This window comes from Streptomyces sp. NPDC053432 (assembly GCF_055585365.1).
Window position 1 is genome coordinate 108,603 of record NZ_JBVJKF010000007.1, and the last position, 16,279, is coordinate 124,881.

At 74.8% G+C, this 16,279-nt stretch carries 13 protein-coding genes and 1 pseudogene; 10 read left to right on the forward strand and 4 right to left on the reverse strand.

Features of this window, described 5'->3' with window-relative positions; translation table 11 throughout:
- Positions 1-9 precede the first annotated feature (9 nt).
- The 3 genes from ACZ6Y1_RS14285 to ACZ6Y1_RS14295 form a co-directional block, all read right to left on the reverse strand.
- Positions 10-243: a chaplin gene (locus ACZ6Y1_RS14285; protein ID WP_384757197.1), complete on the reverse strand. Its 234-nt coding sequence runs from the start codon at positions 241-243 to the stop codon at positions 10-12.
- A gap of 244 nt (positions 244-487) precedes the next feature.
- Positions 488-898: a rodlin gene (locus ACZ6Y1_RS14290; protein ID WP_469627780.1), complete on the reverse strand. Its 411-nt coding sequence runs from the start codon at positions 896-898 to the stop codon at positions 488-490.
- Between the two features lie 118 nt (positions 899-1,016).
- Positions 1,017-1,241, reverse strand: coding sequence for a chaplin (locus ACZ6Y1_RS14295; protein WP_469628288.1), 225 nt, complete (start codon positions 1,239-1,241; stop codon positions 1,017-1,019).
- Positions 1,242-1,445: 204 nt separating this feature from the next.
- On the opposite strand from ACZ6Y1_RS14295, the gene ACZ6Y1_RS14300 reads away from it, so the two are divergent.
- The 9 genes and pseudogenes from ACZ6Y1_RS14300 to ACZ6Y1_RS14340 all read left to right on the forward strand — a co-directional run bounded on the left by ACZ6Y1_RS14300 (position 1,446) and on the right by ACZ6Y1_RS14340 (position 13,222).
- Complete coding sequence (locus ACZ6Y1_RS14300) at positions 1,446-2,528, forward strand: DUF3344 domain-containing protein (RefSeq protein ID WP_469627783.1); 1,083 nt, start codon at positions 1,446-1,448, stop codon at positions 2,526-2,528.
- A gap of 17 nt (positions 2,529-2,545) precedes the next feature.
- Complete coding sequence (locus ACZ6Y1_RS14305) at positions 2,546-3,742, forward strand: glycosyltransferase (RefSeq protein WP_469627787.1); 1,197 nt, start codon at positions 2,546-2,548, stop codon at positions 3,740-3,742.
- Positions 3,739-5,256, forward strand: a complete 1,518-nt coding sequence (locus ACZ6Y1_RS14310; RefSeq protein ID WP_469627788.1) for an exopolysaccharide biosynthesis polyprenyl glycosylphosphotransferase — start codon at positions 3,739-3,741, stop codon at positions 5,254-5,256. Before ACZ6Y1_RS14305 ends, ACZ6Y1_RS14310 begins: the two co-directional genes overlap by 4 nt.
- Positions 5,256-6,737, forward strand: a complete 1,482-nt coding sequence (locus ACZ6Y1_RS14315; protein ID WP_469627791.1) for an O-antigen ligase family protein — start codon at positions 5,256-5,258, stop codon at positions 6,735-6,737. The genes ACZ6Y1_RS14310 and ACZ6Y1_RS14315 overlap by 1 nt, the downstream gene beginning before the upstream one ends.
- 629 nt (positions 6,738-7,366) lie before the next feature.
- Complete coding sequence (locus ACZ6Y1_RS14320) at positions 7,367-9,097, forward strand: lipid II flippase MurJ (protein ID WP_469628291.1); 1,731 nt, start codon at positions 7,367-7,369, stop codon at positions 9,095-9,097.
- Entirely contained in the window at positions 9,087-9,863 is a 777-nt protein-coding gene (locus ACZ6Y1_RS14325; RefSeq protein ID WP_469627794.1) for a polysaccharide deacetylase family protein, read from the forward strand. Before ACZ6Y1_RS14320 ends, ACZ6Y1_RS14325 begins: the two co-directional genes overlap by 11 nt.
- Positions 9,860-10,972 (forward strand): annotated as a pseudogene (locus ACZ6Y1_RS14330) (glycosyltransferase); the annotation flags it as partial. The gene ACZ6Y1_RS14325 and the pseudogene ACZ6Y1_RS14330, both read left to right, overlap by 4 nt.
- Before the next feature lie 409 nt (positions 10,973-11,381).
- Positions 11,382-12,080, forward strand: a complete 699-nt coding sequence (locus ACZ6Y1_RS14335; protein ID WP_469627797.1) for a YveK family protein — start codon at positions 11,382-11,384, stop codon at positions 12,078-12,080.
- Complete coding sequence (locus ACZ6Y1_RS14340) at positions 12,077-13,222, forward strand: GNAT family N-acetyltransferase (RefSeq protein ID WP_469627800.1); 1,146 nt, start codon at positions 12,077-12,079, stop codon at positions 13,220-13,222. Before ACZ6Y1_RS14335 ends, ACZ6Y1_RS14340 begins: the two co-directional genes overlap by 4 nt.
- A 5-nt stretch (positions 13,223-13,227) precedes the next feature.
- Here ACZ6Y1_RS14340 and ACZ6Y1_RS14345 read toward each other — a convergent pair whose 3' ends face one another.
- A complete protein-coding gene (locus ACZ6Y1_RS14345) occupies positions 13,228-14,751 on the reverse strand; it encodes a glycoside hydrolase family 26 protein (RefSeq protein ID WP_469627803.1) in 1,524 nt (507 codons plus the stop codon).
- 296 nt (positions 14,752-15,047) lie between these two features.
- On the opposite strand from ACZ6Y1_RS14345, the gene ACZ6Y1_RS14350 reads away from it, so the two are divergent.
- Positions 15,048-16,265: a carboxylate--amine ligase gene (locus tag ACZ6Y1_RS14350; protein ID WP_469627806.1), complete on the forward strand. Its 1,218-nt coding sequence runs from the start codon at positions 15,048-15,050 to the stop codon at positions 16,263-16,265.
- Positions 16,266-16,279: the final 14 nt, after the last annotated feature.

Sequence of the window (16,279 nt, forward strand, 5' to 3'; positions counted from 1 at the left end):
AGAGCTTCGTCAGGCGTTGACGCAGGTGTTGCCGAACGCGGGGTTCAGCAGGGCGATCACGTTGACGGTGTTGCCGCAGACGTTGACCGGGACGTGCACCGGGACCTGGAGCAGGTTGCCGGAGAGGACGCCGGGGGAGTCCTTGGCGACACCCGCCGCGTCCGCGTCGGCCATGGCGGGGGAGGCGGCACCGGCAGCCATCAGAACGCCGGCGGCCAGCACCACTGCCTTCTTGTACGTCATTTGTTTTCGATCCTTCCCGCAGAGGCGTATCCACTGCAGAATTAACAACGAGTGTCCGGGGGAAAAGAAACCGGGGATTTTCTCAGGGGGTCCGGCAATTCACTCCGATGCCCGCCGGAATTCCGGTTCCGGTGTGCCGCGGATTTACGGAGATCCCGTTTTCGACCGGGTGCGCCGGAAACCCACAAGCGGCGAGGCCGCCGCGACCCGAAGGTGCGGCGGCCTCGCTGGCACGGGCCTTCGGTCAGCTGCCGGCGGAGGCGTTGCCGGAGAGCACCGGGATGTTGTCCAGGATGTGCGAGAGGGCCTCGTCACCCTTGGCCTGCGTGGAGTTCTCGGTGCACTGCTGGTTCTGCGGGCTGGACAGGACCGGGATGTCCTGGACGCCGACGTTGACCAGGGCCAGCACGGACTGCACGTTGGCCTTCGCGGGCAGGGCGATGCAGGGCTTGTTGAACGAGCCCTGGATCAGGGCCATCTGCGGGCTCATGTTGCCGTAGGTGGCCTGGTTGCCGTAGACCTGCGAGGCGCCGTTGCCGTTCACGGTGTTGATGCCGTGGTCGTTGCCGATCGCCATCGCCTGCGGCGCCATGGCCGCACCCATGCCCACGACCGAGGCGGCAACCGCGGCCGAGGCCATCATCTTCTTGATCATTGTCGTCCCTTTTTTGCAGGATTGCCCGGTAGTGGAGCACTCGGATCAACGGCCCGGCCCTGGTTTGGGTTGCGTGGCTTCACCCGGATGCAGCCGTTTCGGGCGGCACGGTTGACGGTCAGGCGTTCACGCAGGTGTTGCCGAACGCCGGGTTCAGCAGGGCGATCACGTTGACGGTGTTGCCGCAGACGTTGACCGGGACGTCGACCGGGACCTGGAGCAGGTTGCCGGACAGGACGCCGGGGGAACCGCCGGCGAAGCCGTCCGCCGTCGCGCCGTGCCCACCGTGGGCGGAGGCGAGGCCCGCGCCGCCCATCAGCATCGCTGCGCTTGCGACGGCCATGGTGGTGCCGCGCACCAGCCTCTTCTTCAACTCCGTATTTCCTTTCGGTTCGAACAATGGTGCAAGCCATAACGACGTTCCGGCCCGGAAGGTGCGCGATTTCGCCCGAAAGGCCGTACGAGCGAGTCCGACGTGATTTCCAGCCCGATTTCTGACAAAGTGCACTCCTGTTTTGTCCCGTTGATCGAAAAAGGAGACTGCGTCATGGGTTCCTCCCGCAGAATCCTCGGCACGCTCGGCCTGCTGTCCTGCCTGGTCGTTTCCGTGCCGTCGGCTTCGGGCGCCCCGTCTCCGAAAGAACTGCCCCGGGTCCCCTTCACCGAGCGTTACCAGGCCGTGCAGCACGGCGGACTGGTCCGGGCCTCCAACTCCGCCATCGGGTGCCGGAGGCAGGAATCCGCGCAGGCCGCGTCCTGCGCGGAGGTCGAGCGGGGGGCGGCAGGGGTCAACGGTGACTTCGAGATGTTCTACAACGAGGTCGACGCGGACCCGGACACCTACAACTCCACCCGGGCCGACCTGCGGATCCCGCAGGGCGCGAAGGTCTCGTACGCCCGGCTCTACTGGGGCGGGAACCTGCGGGTGGGCGAGCAGAAGCCGCCGGAGGACAACGGCCGCGTGCTGGTCGCCGAGCCGGGCGGGGCCTACAAGGAGGTCCTCGCCGACACGGTGATGGGCCACCGGACGGACGCCGGCAGCGATGCCTACCAGGCCTCGGCGGACGTCACCCCGATGGTGCGCAAGGGCGGGGCCGGGGTGTGGACCGTCTCGCAGCTGAACGTCGCCATGGGCCACTCCGAGGTGGGGGCCTGGGGCGGCTGGACGCTGGTCGTCGCCTACGAGCACCCGGAGGAGCCGCTGCGCCGGATCTCGCTGTGGGACGGCTTCGAGGTGCTGGAGGCCCGGGCGGCCGACGGGATCGTCGCGGTGGACGGGCTGTCGGCGCCGCCGGGATCCGCGGGGAAGGTGGGGCTCGTCGGCTACGACGGGGACCGCGGGGTCGTGGGGGACTCGCTCACCGTGACCTCCGACAGCGGGCGCCGGGTGATGCTCGGTGATGCCGAAAATCCTTTTAATGATGTTATGAATTCCACGATCACGGAATTCGGGGACCACCCGTTCGCGCGACAGCCCGAACACATCAACAATCTCGGATATGACGCGGACGTGTTCGACCTGAGTCCCGCCCTGTCCGGTGGCGCCCACAGCCTGGACTTCAGGTTCAAGGGCGAAAGTCAGGGTCATTTCCTCGGTGTGCTCTTCGTTCAGACAGACGCGCGCCGCTGAACGTAGGAGCACTCCACGTGCCCACACAGCCACGGGCCCCAAGGCCCACGACCGTCCTCCATCTCGTCCAGCCCGTCGACGGCGGCGTGGCCAGGGTCGTCACCGACCTCGTCCGCGCCCAGAGCGCCGAAGGCCTGCGCACCGTCGTCGGCTGCCCGCGAGGCGGCGTACTCGCCGACGCCGCCCGGGCCGCCGGCGCCGAAGTGCTCACCTGGCGCGCCGGGCGGGCCCCCGGCCCCGCCCTGCCGGCCGAACTCCTCGGCGCCCGGCGGCTGCTGAGCCGCGTCCGGCCCGACGTGCTGCACGCCCACAGCGCCAAGGCGGGCCTCGCCGGGCGGCTCGCCGCACGCGGCGCCCTGCCCACCGTCTTCCAGCCCCACGCCTGGTCCTTCGACGCCGTCGGCGGGGCCACCGCGGCCCTCGCCCTGCGCTGGGAGAGGTACGGGGCCCGCTGGGCCGACCGGGTGCTCTGCGTCAGCGAGGCCGAACGCCGCGCCGGCGAGGCCGAGGGCATCGCCGCCCACTGGTCGGTGATCCGCAACGGCGTGGACCTCGACCACTTCCGCCCCGGCGCCCCCGACCCCGACCACGACAAGGCCCTGGCCCGCGCCGCACTGCCGCTGCCCGCCACCTTCCGGGGCGATGGCCCCCTCGCCGTCTGCGTGGGCCGGCTCTGCCAGCAGAAGGGGCAGGACGTCCTGCTCCGCGCCTGGCCGGAGCTGCTCGGCACCGTCCCCGGAGCCCGCCTCGCCCTCGTCGGCGACGGCCCCGACGCGGAACGGCTGCGCCGCACGGCGGCCCTGTCGGGCGGGAGCGTGCTCTTCGCCGGAGCCGCCCGGGACATCCGACCGTGGCTTCGGGCCGCCGATCTCGTTGTACTGCCGTCACGGTGGGAAGGCATGGCGCTCGCCCCGCTCGAAGCGATGGCCTGCGGCCGCCCGGTCCTGGTCTCCGACGTCAGCGGTGCCCGGGAGAGCCTGCCGCCCGGCCAGGGACGCCAGTGCCTGGTACCGCCGGAGGACCCGACGGCCCTGGCCAAGGCCCTGGGAGGGCTGCTCGCCGAGCCGCGGCTGCTCGCCCAACTCGGAGAGCAGGCCCGGCAGCACGCCCGGACCGACTTCGACGTGCGGCGGACCACGGACGCGGTCACCGGTCTGTACCACGAACTGCTGGGCAGGCCCCGGCCCTCGAACCAGGAGCGCAACACCCGATGACGATGGACAGCGCACCCGCCCGGCGGCACACCGGGCAGGGCGGCCACGGGCCGGCACTGGCGCCTGCGCCCAACACAGCGGCGGGCCGTGCCCAGGCCGCCATCCACCCCCCGCGCGGGCCCGAGGCCGACCGGGCCCGGCCCGCCGTGCGCCCGCAGCGGATCCGCCGCCGCGGGCGGGTGCTCCCGCTGCTCACCGCCGACGCGCTGGCCGGCGTACTGACCGTGGCCGTGCTGCCCGCACCGGCGCTGCCGGCCGGGGCGGCCGTGCCCCTGGCCCTGCTCCTCGCCGCCCTGCACGCGCAGGCCGGGCTCTACCGGCCGCGGCTCGCGCCCTCCGCGCTCCGTGAACTGCCCGTGCTGGCCGGGCGGTCCGCCGTGCTGTGGTGCGCGGCCGCGGCCGTCTGGGCCGCCGCCGGACCCGGCCCGGCCCTGGGATGGGGCGCCCTGCTGACCGCCGTCTGCCTCCAGGCCGTACTGGCGTGCGCGGGACGCGGGTTCGTCAACCAGTGCCTGCGCCGCGCGGCCGTGCGCAGGCCCGCCTCCGCCCTCGTCGTCGGACCCGGCGCCGGGGCGGGCGCGGTGGCCGCCGCCCTGCACGGCCGCCCCGAGTTCGGCCTGCGCCCGGTCGGGATCGCCGACACCGAGGCCGCCGCCGAAGGGGAGGGCGGTCCGATGCCGCTGCTCGCCACCCATGAGGACATCCGGCGCGCGGTGATCCAGAACTCCGTCCGGCACGCGGTGTTCACGCGCCCGCCCGAGGCCGACGAGCGCACCGCCTCCCTGGTACGGCTCTTCCACGACCACGGCTGCCGGCTCTGGCTCGCCGACCCGGCCGGCACCGCCAAGGTCACCGGCATGCGGGTGGCGTGCCCCGCCGACCAGCTGTGGGGGTACGCCGTGCAGCCGCTGCTGCCGCGCCCCGCACGGCCGGCGGAGCGCTGGGCGAAGCGGGGCATCGACGCCGTGCTCGCGCTGCTCGCGCTGGTCGCGGCGGCGCCCGTGATGGCCGTCTGCGCGCTCGCCGTGCGGCTCGGGGACGGGCCGGGGGTGATCTTCCGGCAGGAGCGGGTCGGCCTGTACGGGAGGCCCTTCACGCTGCTGAAGTTCCGTACCCTGCGCGCCGACGCGCACGAGGCCGCCACCCGGTGGACGGTCGCGGGGGACCGGCGGATGAGCGCGGTCGGCTCCTTCCTGCGCAAGTCCTCGCTGGACGAGCTGCCGCAGCTGTGGAACGTCGTACGGGGTGACATGAGCCTGGTCGGGCCCCGGCCCGAACGGCCCTTCTTCGTCGCCAAGTTCTCCACCGTCCACCCCGGCTACGAGGCCCGGCACCGGATGCCCGTGGGCATCACCGGGCTGGCCCAGATCAACGGCCTGCGGGGGGACACCTCCATCGAGGACCGGGCCCGCTTCGACAACCACTACATCGACACCTGGTCGCTGTGGCAGGACCTGTGGATCCTCGCCCGGACCGCGGCCTCCTTCTTCCGCTTCCGGCTGGGGGGCAGCTGATGAGCCTCGCGGTATCCCCGTCAACCACGTCCCTGAGGGGCGTACGGCGGCGCGGTGTGCCGGTGCTGCTGCTGCGGCACTGGCCGCTGCTGCCGCTCGCCGCGACCGTGCTGTTCCTCCTCGCCCCGCTCCCGGCGGGGGACGCGACGGCCTCCGGCAAGGTCGGCCCGGCCGACGCGGCCTCGCTGCTGCTGGTCCTGGTGTGCGCCGTGCAGGCGGTGCGCGGCCGGGTGCGGGAGCTGAGCCCGCTGGGCGTGCTCGTGCTCGGGGCGCCGGGGGTCGGGCTCGCGGTGGCGACGATGACCGCGGGGGACCCGTACGCGGCCCTGCCGGGATTCGTGCGCTACCTCCAGGTCTTCGTCCTGGTCCCGGCGGCGGTGGTGCTGCTGGTGCGCGACGCGGGGGAGTTCCGGCTGGCCGCCGGGTGCTTCGTGGTGCTGGCGCTGGTGCAGGGCGCGGTGGGGGTCGTGCAGTACGGGACGCACACCGGGGCCTCGTACCAGGGCGAGGACGTCCGTGCCGTGGGGACCTTCGGCCCCGGTGACGTCATGGGCATGGCCACGGTGGTGGCGTACGGGCTGATCGCGGCGACCGCGCTGGCCCTGGCGCCGGGACTCGCGCCGCGGGTCCGGCGGACCGCCGGGGGCGTCGCGCTGCTGCTGGTGGTGCCGCTGGTGCTGTCGTTCAGCCGCGGCGCGTGGATCGCCACCTCGGGGGCGGCCCTGCTGGTGATCGTCCTCGCGGGGATCCGGCGGGCGCTGAAGGTGCTGGTCGGGCTGTGCGCCGTCGGGGTGGTGCTGGTGGGCGGGCTCGGGGTCGGCTCCGAGATGGTCGGCGAACGGCTGGCCTCGATCACGCAGGTGTCGAGCGCGCCCGACCAGTCGGTGACCGACCGCTACACGATGTGGGCCGCGGCCGGGTCGATGTGGCGCGAGCGGCCGGCGGTGGGGGTCGGGCTCAAGGGCTTCCCCGCCAACCGGGACGGGCACTCCTCGCTGGGCCTGTCCTCCGGCAGCGACACGGCGGGCGCGGGCCAGGCGTTCGTGCGGCAGCCTCTGCTCTCGCCGCACAACATGTACCTCCTGGTCCTGAGCGAGCAGGGGCTGACCGGGCTGACCGCGCTGGCGGGCGGCTGGGCGGTGCTGCTGGTGGCGGGGCTCGGCCGGCTCGCCTCCGGCGGGGGCATGCGGGACTGCGGGCTGATCGCGGTCGGGCTGTTCGTGTGGCAGCTGATCGACTTCCTGTACGCGGACATCGGCGGGCCGTCCACGGTCCTGACCGGTGTGATCGTCGGCCTGGCGGCCTGGTGGGCGCTTCCCTCCCCGGGGAGCGCCGGTTCGCCGGGCGGAGCCGCCCCGGCCTTCGCGGCAGAGGGAGTGCGCGGGGGTGCCGGTCCGGGCGGCCGCCCGCGCGGCGATGCGGCTGCTGCCGCGGGCGGGCGCACCGGCATGCGCGCCGTTCCGGGTGCGGACGGCCCGTGACGGACACCACGCCTTGGCGGCCCGCCTCCGGCCCCCCGGCCGGGGCGGGCCCCACCCGTCTCCCGGCCACCCCGGACCCGGCGGTACCGGCCGTGTCGGACCCCGGCTTCGTGACCGGCGGCGGTCTGCCGGACGGCGGCCGGCTTCCGGCGGTGTCGGATCCGGGGTTCGTGACGGGCGGCCTGCCGAGGGCGGCCGACGGTCCGGGCGTGCCGGAAGCCGGCTCCGGCGCCGGTGGCGGCCCGGTGGAGCCGGGGGCCCGTGGCTCCGGGGCGGGAGGGCGCGCGCACGGTGCGTCGGCGCCGCGCGGAGTGCGGATCGTGGCGCGGGACGGGGACGGCCGGGGTGCTCCGGGCCGGGTCCGGCCCCCGGTGGACGCGGGGCTCGTGGCCGGAGGCCTGCCGGGCTCCGGGGAGCGGCCGGTGGGCACGGGTCCGGAAGCCGGGGACGCGGGCCGCCCGGGGCTCCACGGCGTGCGGGTCGTGGCGCGGGACGGGGAGGGGGCGCTGGAGCCCGGGGCCGGACCGGCGCCGGGCGGGCCGCCCGCGGCGCCCTTCGGCTCCGCCGGGTACGCCGGCGGCGATCCCGGGCCGCGGAGCGTACGGATCGCGGCGTGGGGCGGTGGCCCGGTGGGGGCCCGCACCGGCCCGCCCGGGCCGGTCGACGGCCGGGACGGCCGCGCGGGCGGACCCGCCGGCGGGAGCCGGCCCGGATACGCGCGCCGCACGGGTGCGCCCCCCGAGCGCGCCACACCCGGCGGGAGCCAGCCGCTCGGGCGGTTCCTGGCGAAGGCCGCGGCCGTCACCGCCGGACTGACCGCCGCCGGAGCCGTGTTCGGACTGGTCCGGGACCAGACCATCGCGCACCTCTTCGGGGCCGGTCACGACAGCGACGCGTTCCTGATCGCCTGGACAGTGCCCGAGATGGCCTCGACGCTGCTCATCGAGGACGCCATGGCCCTGCTGATGGTGCCCGCCTTCAGCCACGCCCTGGCCCGGCGCGCCGCCCGGACCGGGCTCACGCGCAAGGAGGCCCGCGCGCAGGATCCCGTACGGCTGCTCGTGGAGGCGACCCTGCCGCGGCTCGTGCTGCTCCTCGCCGTGGCCGCCGCCCTGCTCGTCCTCGCCGCCCCGGCCGTCGTTTCCGTCCTCGCCCCCGGTCTGCCGGACCCCGGACTAGCCGTCCAGTGCACCCGGTTGACCGCCCTGACCGTGCTCTCCTTCGGAGTCGCCGGATACTTCAGCGCGGCGCTGCGCGCGCACCGCTCCTTCGTACCGCCCGCCGCGATCTACGTGTCGTACAACATCGGCATCATCGGCACGATGGTCGCCCTGCACGCCCTGTGGGGGGTCCGGGCCGCCGCGGCCGGTGTCGCCGTCGGGGGGCTGCTGATGGCTCTCGTCCAACTGCCCTCCTTCATCAGGAACGTCGGCTTCGCGGCGCCCCGCGGCCGCGGCGCCGCCCGCAGCCAGCGCGACCGCGACCGGCCCACCCTCATCGCCTTCGGGGTCATCGCGCCGGTGGTCTTCTTCGCGGTGTCCCGGCAGTCGCAGGTGCTCGTCGAGCGGTTCCTCGCCGCCTCGCTGCCGCCCGGGGCGATCTCGCACCTGAACTACGCGCAGAAGGTCGCGCAGATGCCGATGGTGCTGTCGCTGATGATCTGCACCGTCACCTTCCCCGTCGTCGCCCAGGCCATGGCCGGCGGGGAACGGGAGAAGGCCCGGCGCCGCGTCGAGCGGGACCTGGCGCTGGCCTCGCTCGCCGTGCTCATGGGCACCGCGCTCGTCATCGGCTACGCGCCCCAGATCATCCAGGTGCTGTTCGAGCGCGGGGCGTTCACGCACCGGGACACCCTCGCCACCGCCTCCGTGATGCGGGTGTACGGGCTCGGTCTCCTCGGCCACTGTCTCGTGGGGGCGCTGTCCCGGCCCTTCTTCTCGACCGCCCGGCCCACCTGGTTCCCGGCGTGCGCGATGGGCGGCGGACTCCTCGTCAACATCGTCGCCGGAGCCTTCGCCGTCCGCTGGTGGGGCACCTACGGCATCGCCGCCGCCAACGCGGCCGGCATCACCACCACCGCGGCGCTCCTGCTCACCGGCCTCGGCTCGCGGATCGTCGCCATCCAGGTCCGCCGGGTCGCCGTCAGCATCGGGCGGCTCGGCGTCGCGGCCGTCGCGGCCGGAGCCACCGGCTGGATCGCCGGGCCGATGATCCCCGACCCGCTGCTCAGCGCCGGACTCGGCTGCCTGCTGGTCCCGGCCATGTTCGGGGCGACCGGCACGGCCATACGCGCCCTCGAAGTCACCGCCCTGCCCGCACAGATCTCCCAGCTCACGCAGAGGTTCCGCAATGTCCGCTGACACCGACACGGCCCCCGCGGCCGTGGTGGACCCACCCCGCCGGACCGCCTTGCCGTGGGTCCTGATGTACCACTCGGTCGCCGAGTTCACGGACCCCGCCGAGGACCCGTACGGCATCACCGTCACCCCCGTCGCACTGGAGGCCCAGCTGCTGTGGCTGCGCTCCCGCGGGCTGCGCGGGGTGTCCGTCGGCGAGCTGCTGAGGGCCCGCGCGGCCGGGCGCGCCGCCGGGCTGGTCGGCCTGACCTTCGACGACGGATACGGCGACTTCCTGACCCGGGCGCTGCCGCTGCTGCGCCGGCACCACTGCACCGCCACCCTCTTCGTCCTGCCCGGCAGGCTCGGCGTGGACAACGTGTGGGACCCGCTGGGGCCCCGCAAGGCCCTGCTCACCGCGGAGGGCGTCCGCGAGATCGCCGACTCCGGACAGGAGATCGGCTCGCACGGGCTGCTCCACCAGGACCTCACCGCGGCCGCCGACGACGTGCTCCAGCAGGAGCTGCGGGGCAGCCGCGACCTGCTGCGCGAGCTCACCGGGGCACTGCCCGAAGGCTTCTGCTACCCGTACGGGCACCTCGACGCCCGGGTCGTCGAGGCGACCCGGGCCGCCGGGTACGCGTACGCCTGCGCCATCGACCCCGGGCGGCTGGTCGGCCGCTACGCCCTGCCGCGCACCCACGTCAGCCAGGCCGACGGCGGGGCGCGGCTGCGCGTGAAGCAGCTGCGGCACCAGGTGCGGGAGCTGCGACGGGTGGTGCTGCCGTGAAGGCCCTGCACATCATCACGGGACTCGGCGTCGGCGGCGCCGAGCAGCAACTGCGGCTGCTGCTGCGGCACATGCCGATGCGGTGCGACGTCCTGACGCTGACCAACCCCGGGCCGGTGGCCGAGGGGCTGCGCGCCGACGGGGTCCGGGTCGTGCACCTGGGCATGACCGGCAACCGGGACCTGGGGGCGCTGCCGAAGCTGGTGCGGTTCATCCGGCGCGGCCGGTACGACCTCGTGCACACCCACCTGTACCGGGCCTGCGTGTACGGGCGTCTCGCGGCGCGGGTCGCGGGCGTCGGGGCGACGGTGGCCACCGAACACTCCCTCGGGGACGGCGAGATCGAGGGCCGGCCGCTGACGCGCGGGGTGCGGGCGCTGTACCTGGCGAGCGAGCGGCTCGGCGCGGCGACGGTCGCGGTGTCCGACACGGTGGCCGCCCGGCTGGAGGCGTGGGGGGTGCCGGCCGAGCGGGTGCACGTCGTCCCGAACGGGATCGAGGCCGTCCGCTTCCGCTTCGACGAAGGCGTACGGCGCGGGACGCGGGCCAGGACGGGGCTGCCGGAACGGGCCTTCGTGGTCGGCGGGGTCGGGCGGCTGGTGCCGGGCAAGCGGTTCGACGTACTGGTACGGGCGGTCGCGGCGCTGCCGGGGGCCCATCTGCTGCTGGCGGGGGACGGGCCGGAGCGGGCGGCGCTCCGCCGGCTGGCGGCGGAGCTGGGCGCGCAGAGCCGGATCCACCTGCTGGGGGAGCGGGACCCGCTGGGCGACAGCGCGGACGGGCGGACGCCGGGGATCCCGGCGCTGCTGGCGGCGATGGACGTGTTCGTGTCCCCGTCGCGGGAGGAGGCGTTCGGGCTGGCGGTGGTCGAAGCCCTGGCGGCGGGACTGCCGGTGCTGCACGTGACCTGCCCCGCCATCGACGACCTGCCGGCCCTGCAGGCGCCGGGGGCCCGCCGGATCGGCACCGGCACGGAGGAGCTCGTCGCGGCGCTGCGGGGGCACATGGAGGCGGGGGCGCAGCGGCTGCCGGTGCCGCCGGTGGCCCGCCACTACGACATCGCCCGCAGCGCGGCGCTCCTCCTGGACGTGTACGGCCGGGCCCTGAACGCTCCCGAGGGCCCGGTGCCCCCGGCGGGGGCGGACGGGGCGGGGCGCGAGGCGGCGGGGGAGCGGCTCGGCGCCGGGGCCTCCCGGGGCTCCGCCCCGGAACCCGCGCCTCACACGCCGGCGGGGCTGGAAGTGCGCCCGGCGGGGGTGGGGTTGCCCGGGCCGGGGCGGGTGGTGCAGGCCCCGGCCGCACCGGAGCCGCAGCGGGGGCAGGGGGCCCGGGGACCTGCCCCGGATGCCGCGCGGCAAGCGGAGCTGCCCTCGCCGCCGGGGCGGCGGCAGGGGGCCGCGTCCGGGCAGGGCGGTACCGGTTGAGCGTTGCCCCGTAGCCCCCGGCAGGGGGCCCGGCAGGGGGCCCGGCACGGGCCCGTGAAGAACTCTCCGACACACAGGAAGCGAGCGCACGCTCATGGCCGACGCCGTCGATCAGAAGAAGTCCGACCACCGCTCCGAACGCCGGCCGCGCCGGCGCCGGCTGCCGGCCTGGTGGCCGCTGCCCGCCTGCGCGCTGGTGGGGCTGGCCGCCGGCGGGGCGTACGGGGTGCTCAAGGCACCCGAGTACGCCGCCACCAGCTTCGTCGTGGCCGTCCCGGACGACACCACCGAACCCGCCACCGCCCTCGGCTTCGCGCAGGCGTACGCCCGCATCGCCACCAGCAGTTCCACCCTCGCCTACGCCCAGCCCCGCGCGGGCGTCAGCGCACGGCAGCTGCGGACCCAGGTACGCGCCGAGACCTCGCCCGAGTCCCCGATGATCGCCATCACCGGTACCTCGAAGAGCCCCTCGGGCGCCGCCGACATCGCGAACGCCGTCGCGGACGCGCTCTCCCTGAGCAGCAACCGGGCCGCCAAGAACACCGGTGTGCAGCTGCTCCTGTTCAACCAGGCCGTCGCGCCGGCCGAACCCGCCTCCCCCTCCGCCGCCATCAGCGGCGCGGTCGGGATGTGCGCCGGCGGCCTGCTCGGCGGGCTGTGGCTGCTCGCCCGGCCCGGCGGCCGGGGCAGGCGCCCCGATGAGCCGGAGGCGCAGCCGGCCGTGGAGGGGTACGCCTCCCTCCCGGCCCAGGGTGAGCACGCCGACGCCAAGGAGAGGGAGTCCGTCCGATGACCTCGGGCTCCGCGGGGCGGTCCTTGTCGGTGACCCTGTGCCGCGACCCCCGGCAGTTCGCGGCGCTGGAGGGGCCGTGGAACCGGCTCGTCCGCGGCTGTCCCACCGCCACCCCCTTCCAGAGCCACGCCTGGCTGCACTCCTGGTGGCTCTCGTACGGCAAGGAGGGCCGGCTGCGGCTCGTCCTCGTGCGGCGCGGCGAGGAGCTGGTCGGCGCGGCCGCGCTGATGCTCGTGCACCGGCCGATGCCGCTGCTCGTTCCGCTCGGCGGCGCCATCACCGACTGGTTCGACGTGCTCGTCGCGGCCGAGCACGCCGACCAGGTCGTCCCGGCGCTCGCCCGCGGGCTGCACCGTGCCGCCCGGGGCGCGGTCGTCGACCTGCGCGAGGTCCGCCCCGGGGCCATGGTCGAGCAGCTGTTCAAGCACTGGCCGGGGACGGGCGCCCGGCTCACCGACTCCACCTGCATGGAGCTGCCCGCGCTGCCCTTCGACGAACTGGTCAAGCGGATGCCGGCCTCCGGCGCCCAGCGGGTCCGGGCCAAGCTGCGCAAGGCCGACGCCGTCGGGATCGAGGAGCACGAGGTCACCGAGCAGGAAGTGCCGCGTGCCGTACGGACCCTGCTGCGGCTGCACGAGAAGCAGTGGCGGGGCCGAGGGGTGACCCCCGAGCACCTGCGGCCGCGCTTCGCCGAGCACCTGACCCGGGCCACCCGGCGGATGGTGCGGGCGGGGGAGGGCCGGCTGACGGAGTTCCGGCTGGACGGGAAGGTGGTGGCGTCCAACGTCACGCTGCTCTCGGCCGGCCTGAGCGGCGGCTACCTGTACGGGGCCGACCCGGAACTGCGCGCCCGGAAGGTGGACGTGGCGACGCTGCTGCTGCGCCACGAGGCGGGGCGGGCGCTGGCCGACGGCCGCCCGGTGGTGAGCTTCCTGCGCGGCAACGAGCCGTACAAGAACCACTGGCGGCCGGAGACGGTCGTCAACCAGCGCTTCCTGCTGGCCACGAACGCGCTCGCGCCCCTGCTGCGGCTGCACGAGTCGCAGGTGACGGGGCGCGAGCGGGCGGTGGACGCGTTGCGGGAGGCCCTGCCGGCCGCCAGGGACTGGCGGGCGCGGCTGGGTGAACTGCGCGTGCGATGAGCCGTCTAGAAGGGCCAGTAGCCGGATTCCCCGCCCCAGTCGACCTTCACGCAGACCGACTGCTTGCCGACGAGCTTGGAGAGCCACTCGCTGAAGCTCAGCGGCACGCACCACTGCTTGCTGTTCGCCGGCGGGGTCTCCGGCTTGGGCTGCGGCTGCGGCTGCGGCTTGGGAGTGGGCTTCGGCTTCGGCGTCACGGCCGGGGTGGGGTCGGGCTTCGGGACGAGCGGGCTGGGGCTCGGGCTCGCGGGGAGCGTGGCGTCCGGGGTGGGCTCGGGCGCCGGGTCGAGCGGCGTCGGGGACACCGGCAGGGGCTCGGAGACCTCGGGCGTCGGTACCGGTGTCGGCACCTGGGGTGTCGGGACCGGGGGGATCTGCGGCGTCGGGATCTGCGGGGTGGGGACCTGGGGCGTCGGGATCTGGGGCGTCGGGATCTGCGGGGTGGGGACCTGGGGCGTCGGGACGACCGGCGTGGGTACCACCGGCGTCGGGATGACCGGGGTGGGTACCACCGGCGTCGGGACCACCGGCGTCGGGACCGGGACGGCCTTCTCCGGCGTCAGGGCCTCCCGGAAGGCCTTCGACGCCTCCGGGTTCTGCTTGCACTGCCACACGCCGTGCGGGCAGTAGTCGGTGATGGTGTGGTAGAGCGGCTTGTGCTGCTCGATCCACTGCAGCATCCGCCGTACGTACTCCGCGTTGTCCCCGTGCCGGAACAGCCCCCACTCCGGGTACGAGATCTCCTTGCCGTGTGCTTCCGCGAAGTCGACGTGCTGCTGGAGCCCGTACGGCTGGGAGATCTGCTCGTCGAAGGTCTCGCCGGGGGACTGGTCGTACGAATCCATTCCGACGATGTCGACCACGTCGTCGCCCGGGTAGCAGCGGGTCCAGCCGATCGCGTCGGTGCCCCGGTTGGGGGCGAAATCGAACTTGAACCTCTGACCGGGTACGGAGCGCATCGTGTTGACGATGCGCTTCCAGTACGCCTTCCAGTTCTCCGGGTCCGGTCCGCAGCGGTGCGAGTAGGTGGTGCCGTTCATCTCCCAGCCGAGCACGATCACCGTGTCCGGGACACCCAGCGTGACCAGCCGCTCGGCGAGCCTGCGGAAGTGCACGTCGTACTCGCCCTGCGCGCCCGCCCTGATCAGCCGGGCGACCCGGGCGTCGGAGAGGTGGTCCTCGTTGCGCTCCTGCATGGGTACGTTGAGGACGAACATCCGGTCGGAGCGGGACAGCCGCCACGCCGCCCAGTCGGCCAGGAACGAGACGCGTCCCTCGATGCCGGCCCACTGGTCGCCGGGCAGGTAGGTGTGGCCCACCCGGATCTCCTTGCCGCCCAGCCAGTTCGACAGGCGCGGGATCCGCGCGACTCCCGTCGGTCCGTAGTCGAGATAGGCGCCCATGGCGATGTCGTCGTGACCGGACCAGCCCTTCGAGGGCGGCGCCGAGAGTGCGGCGCCGGTGGCGAGCAGTCCGGCCGCGACCGTACCGATACAGGTGCTCGCCAGTCGGCGGTGTGGTCTGCGCATGGCGTCTCCCCGGGCTTTCCCGAATCGGTGTGCTTGTCACAGACGTTAGGCATCAGATCCGACGAACGGCCTGCCCGGTGACGGTCTCCTAGGCCATTCGCATCTGCGTAGCATCCTCCGCTTGGTCCGACTAGGTGAAAGACGCCGTTGTCATGCACGCGCATCCCGTTCACGTGCCCGCCGTTGTGCTCAGACTCGACCGGAATCCGTTCCACCACGGAACCCTCGGCGCCGTCAGATCCCTTGGCCGCAAGGGTGTGGAGGTGCATGCCGTCGTCGAGGCCGGGGGAGGTCCCGTGGGGCGTTCGCGGTACCTGCGCGCCGTGCACCCCGGTCCGTCCGGCGGGCTGGACCCCGAGGCGCCGGAGCCGTTGCTGGAGTGTCTGACCGGGGTCTCGGAGCGGATCGGCCGGCCGGCGGTGCTGATCGCCATGGACGATCTGAGCGCGATCGCGGTGGCCCGGGTCGCGCCGATGCTGGAGGGCCGGTTCCGGATCCCCGACCAGCCCGACGACCTGCCGGCCCGGGTCGCGGACAAGGCCGAGCTGGCGCGGCTCTGCGCCCGGTGGGACATCCCGCACCCGGAGACGGCGATCCCGCGGAGCCCGGCCGGGGCGGCCCGGGCCGCGTGGCGGCTGGGCCTGCCGCTGGTGGCCAAGTGGAGCCGGCCGTGGCTGCTGCCCGCCGGGGGCGGGGAACTGCGCAGCACCGTGCTCGTACGGACCGCCGCCGAGGCGGTCCGGCTGTACGAGCGCTCCGGCGAGGCCGGGAGCCCGCTGCTGCTCCAGCGGTTCCTGCCGGCCGGGCCGGACACCGACCGGTTCTTCCACGGAGCCTTCGGGCGGGGCGGGCGTCCGCTGCTCACCGGGTCCGGCCGCAAGGAGCTGTCCTGGCCGCTGCGGACGGGGCTGACGGCGGTCGGCCGCTGGCTGCCCGACCCGGCGGTCGAGGAGGTGGGGCTGCGGCTCGCCGAACGGCTCGGCTACCAGGGGATCCTGGACCTGGACTTCCGCAGGGACGAGTCGGGCGCCTTCCGGCTCGTGGACTTCAACCCGCGCCCGGGCGCGCAGTTCCGGCTGTTCACCGACCCGTCCGGGCTCGACGTCGTACAGGCGATGTACCTGGACCTGACGGGCCGGCGGGTGCCGGAGCCCTCGGGCGGGCCGGGCCGGGTGTTCCTCGCCGAGAACTACGCGCTGCTGGCCGTGCTCCGGGGCGGCCGGTGCCGCCCGGGCCGCACCGGAGCCGTGCCCCCCGCGCCGCGGGGGCGGGTCGAGGCGGCCTGGTTCGCGGCCGACGACCCGCGGCCGTTCCTGGCGATGCTCGCCGCCTTCGCGGGGCGGGGCGCCGGGAAGGGGGTCCGGGCGCTGCGCGGGTTCCCGGCGCACGGCGGGCGCACCGCGCTCGCGGCGGTCCGCGCGCCGCGCCAGCGGGGCGGGGAGCGGCCGGGGCCGTCCGCACGCGCCGCCCCGCCGGAGGCACCGGCGGAGCCGGACGGGTTGGTGACCAGGTGAACGGGCCCGTCCGG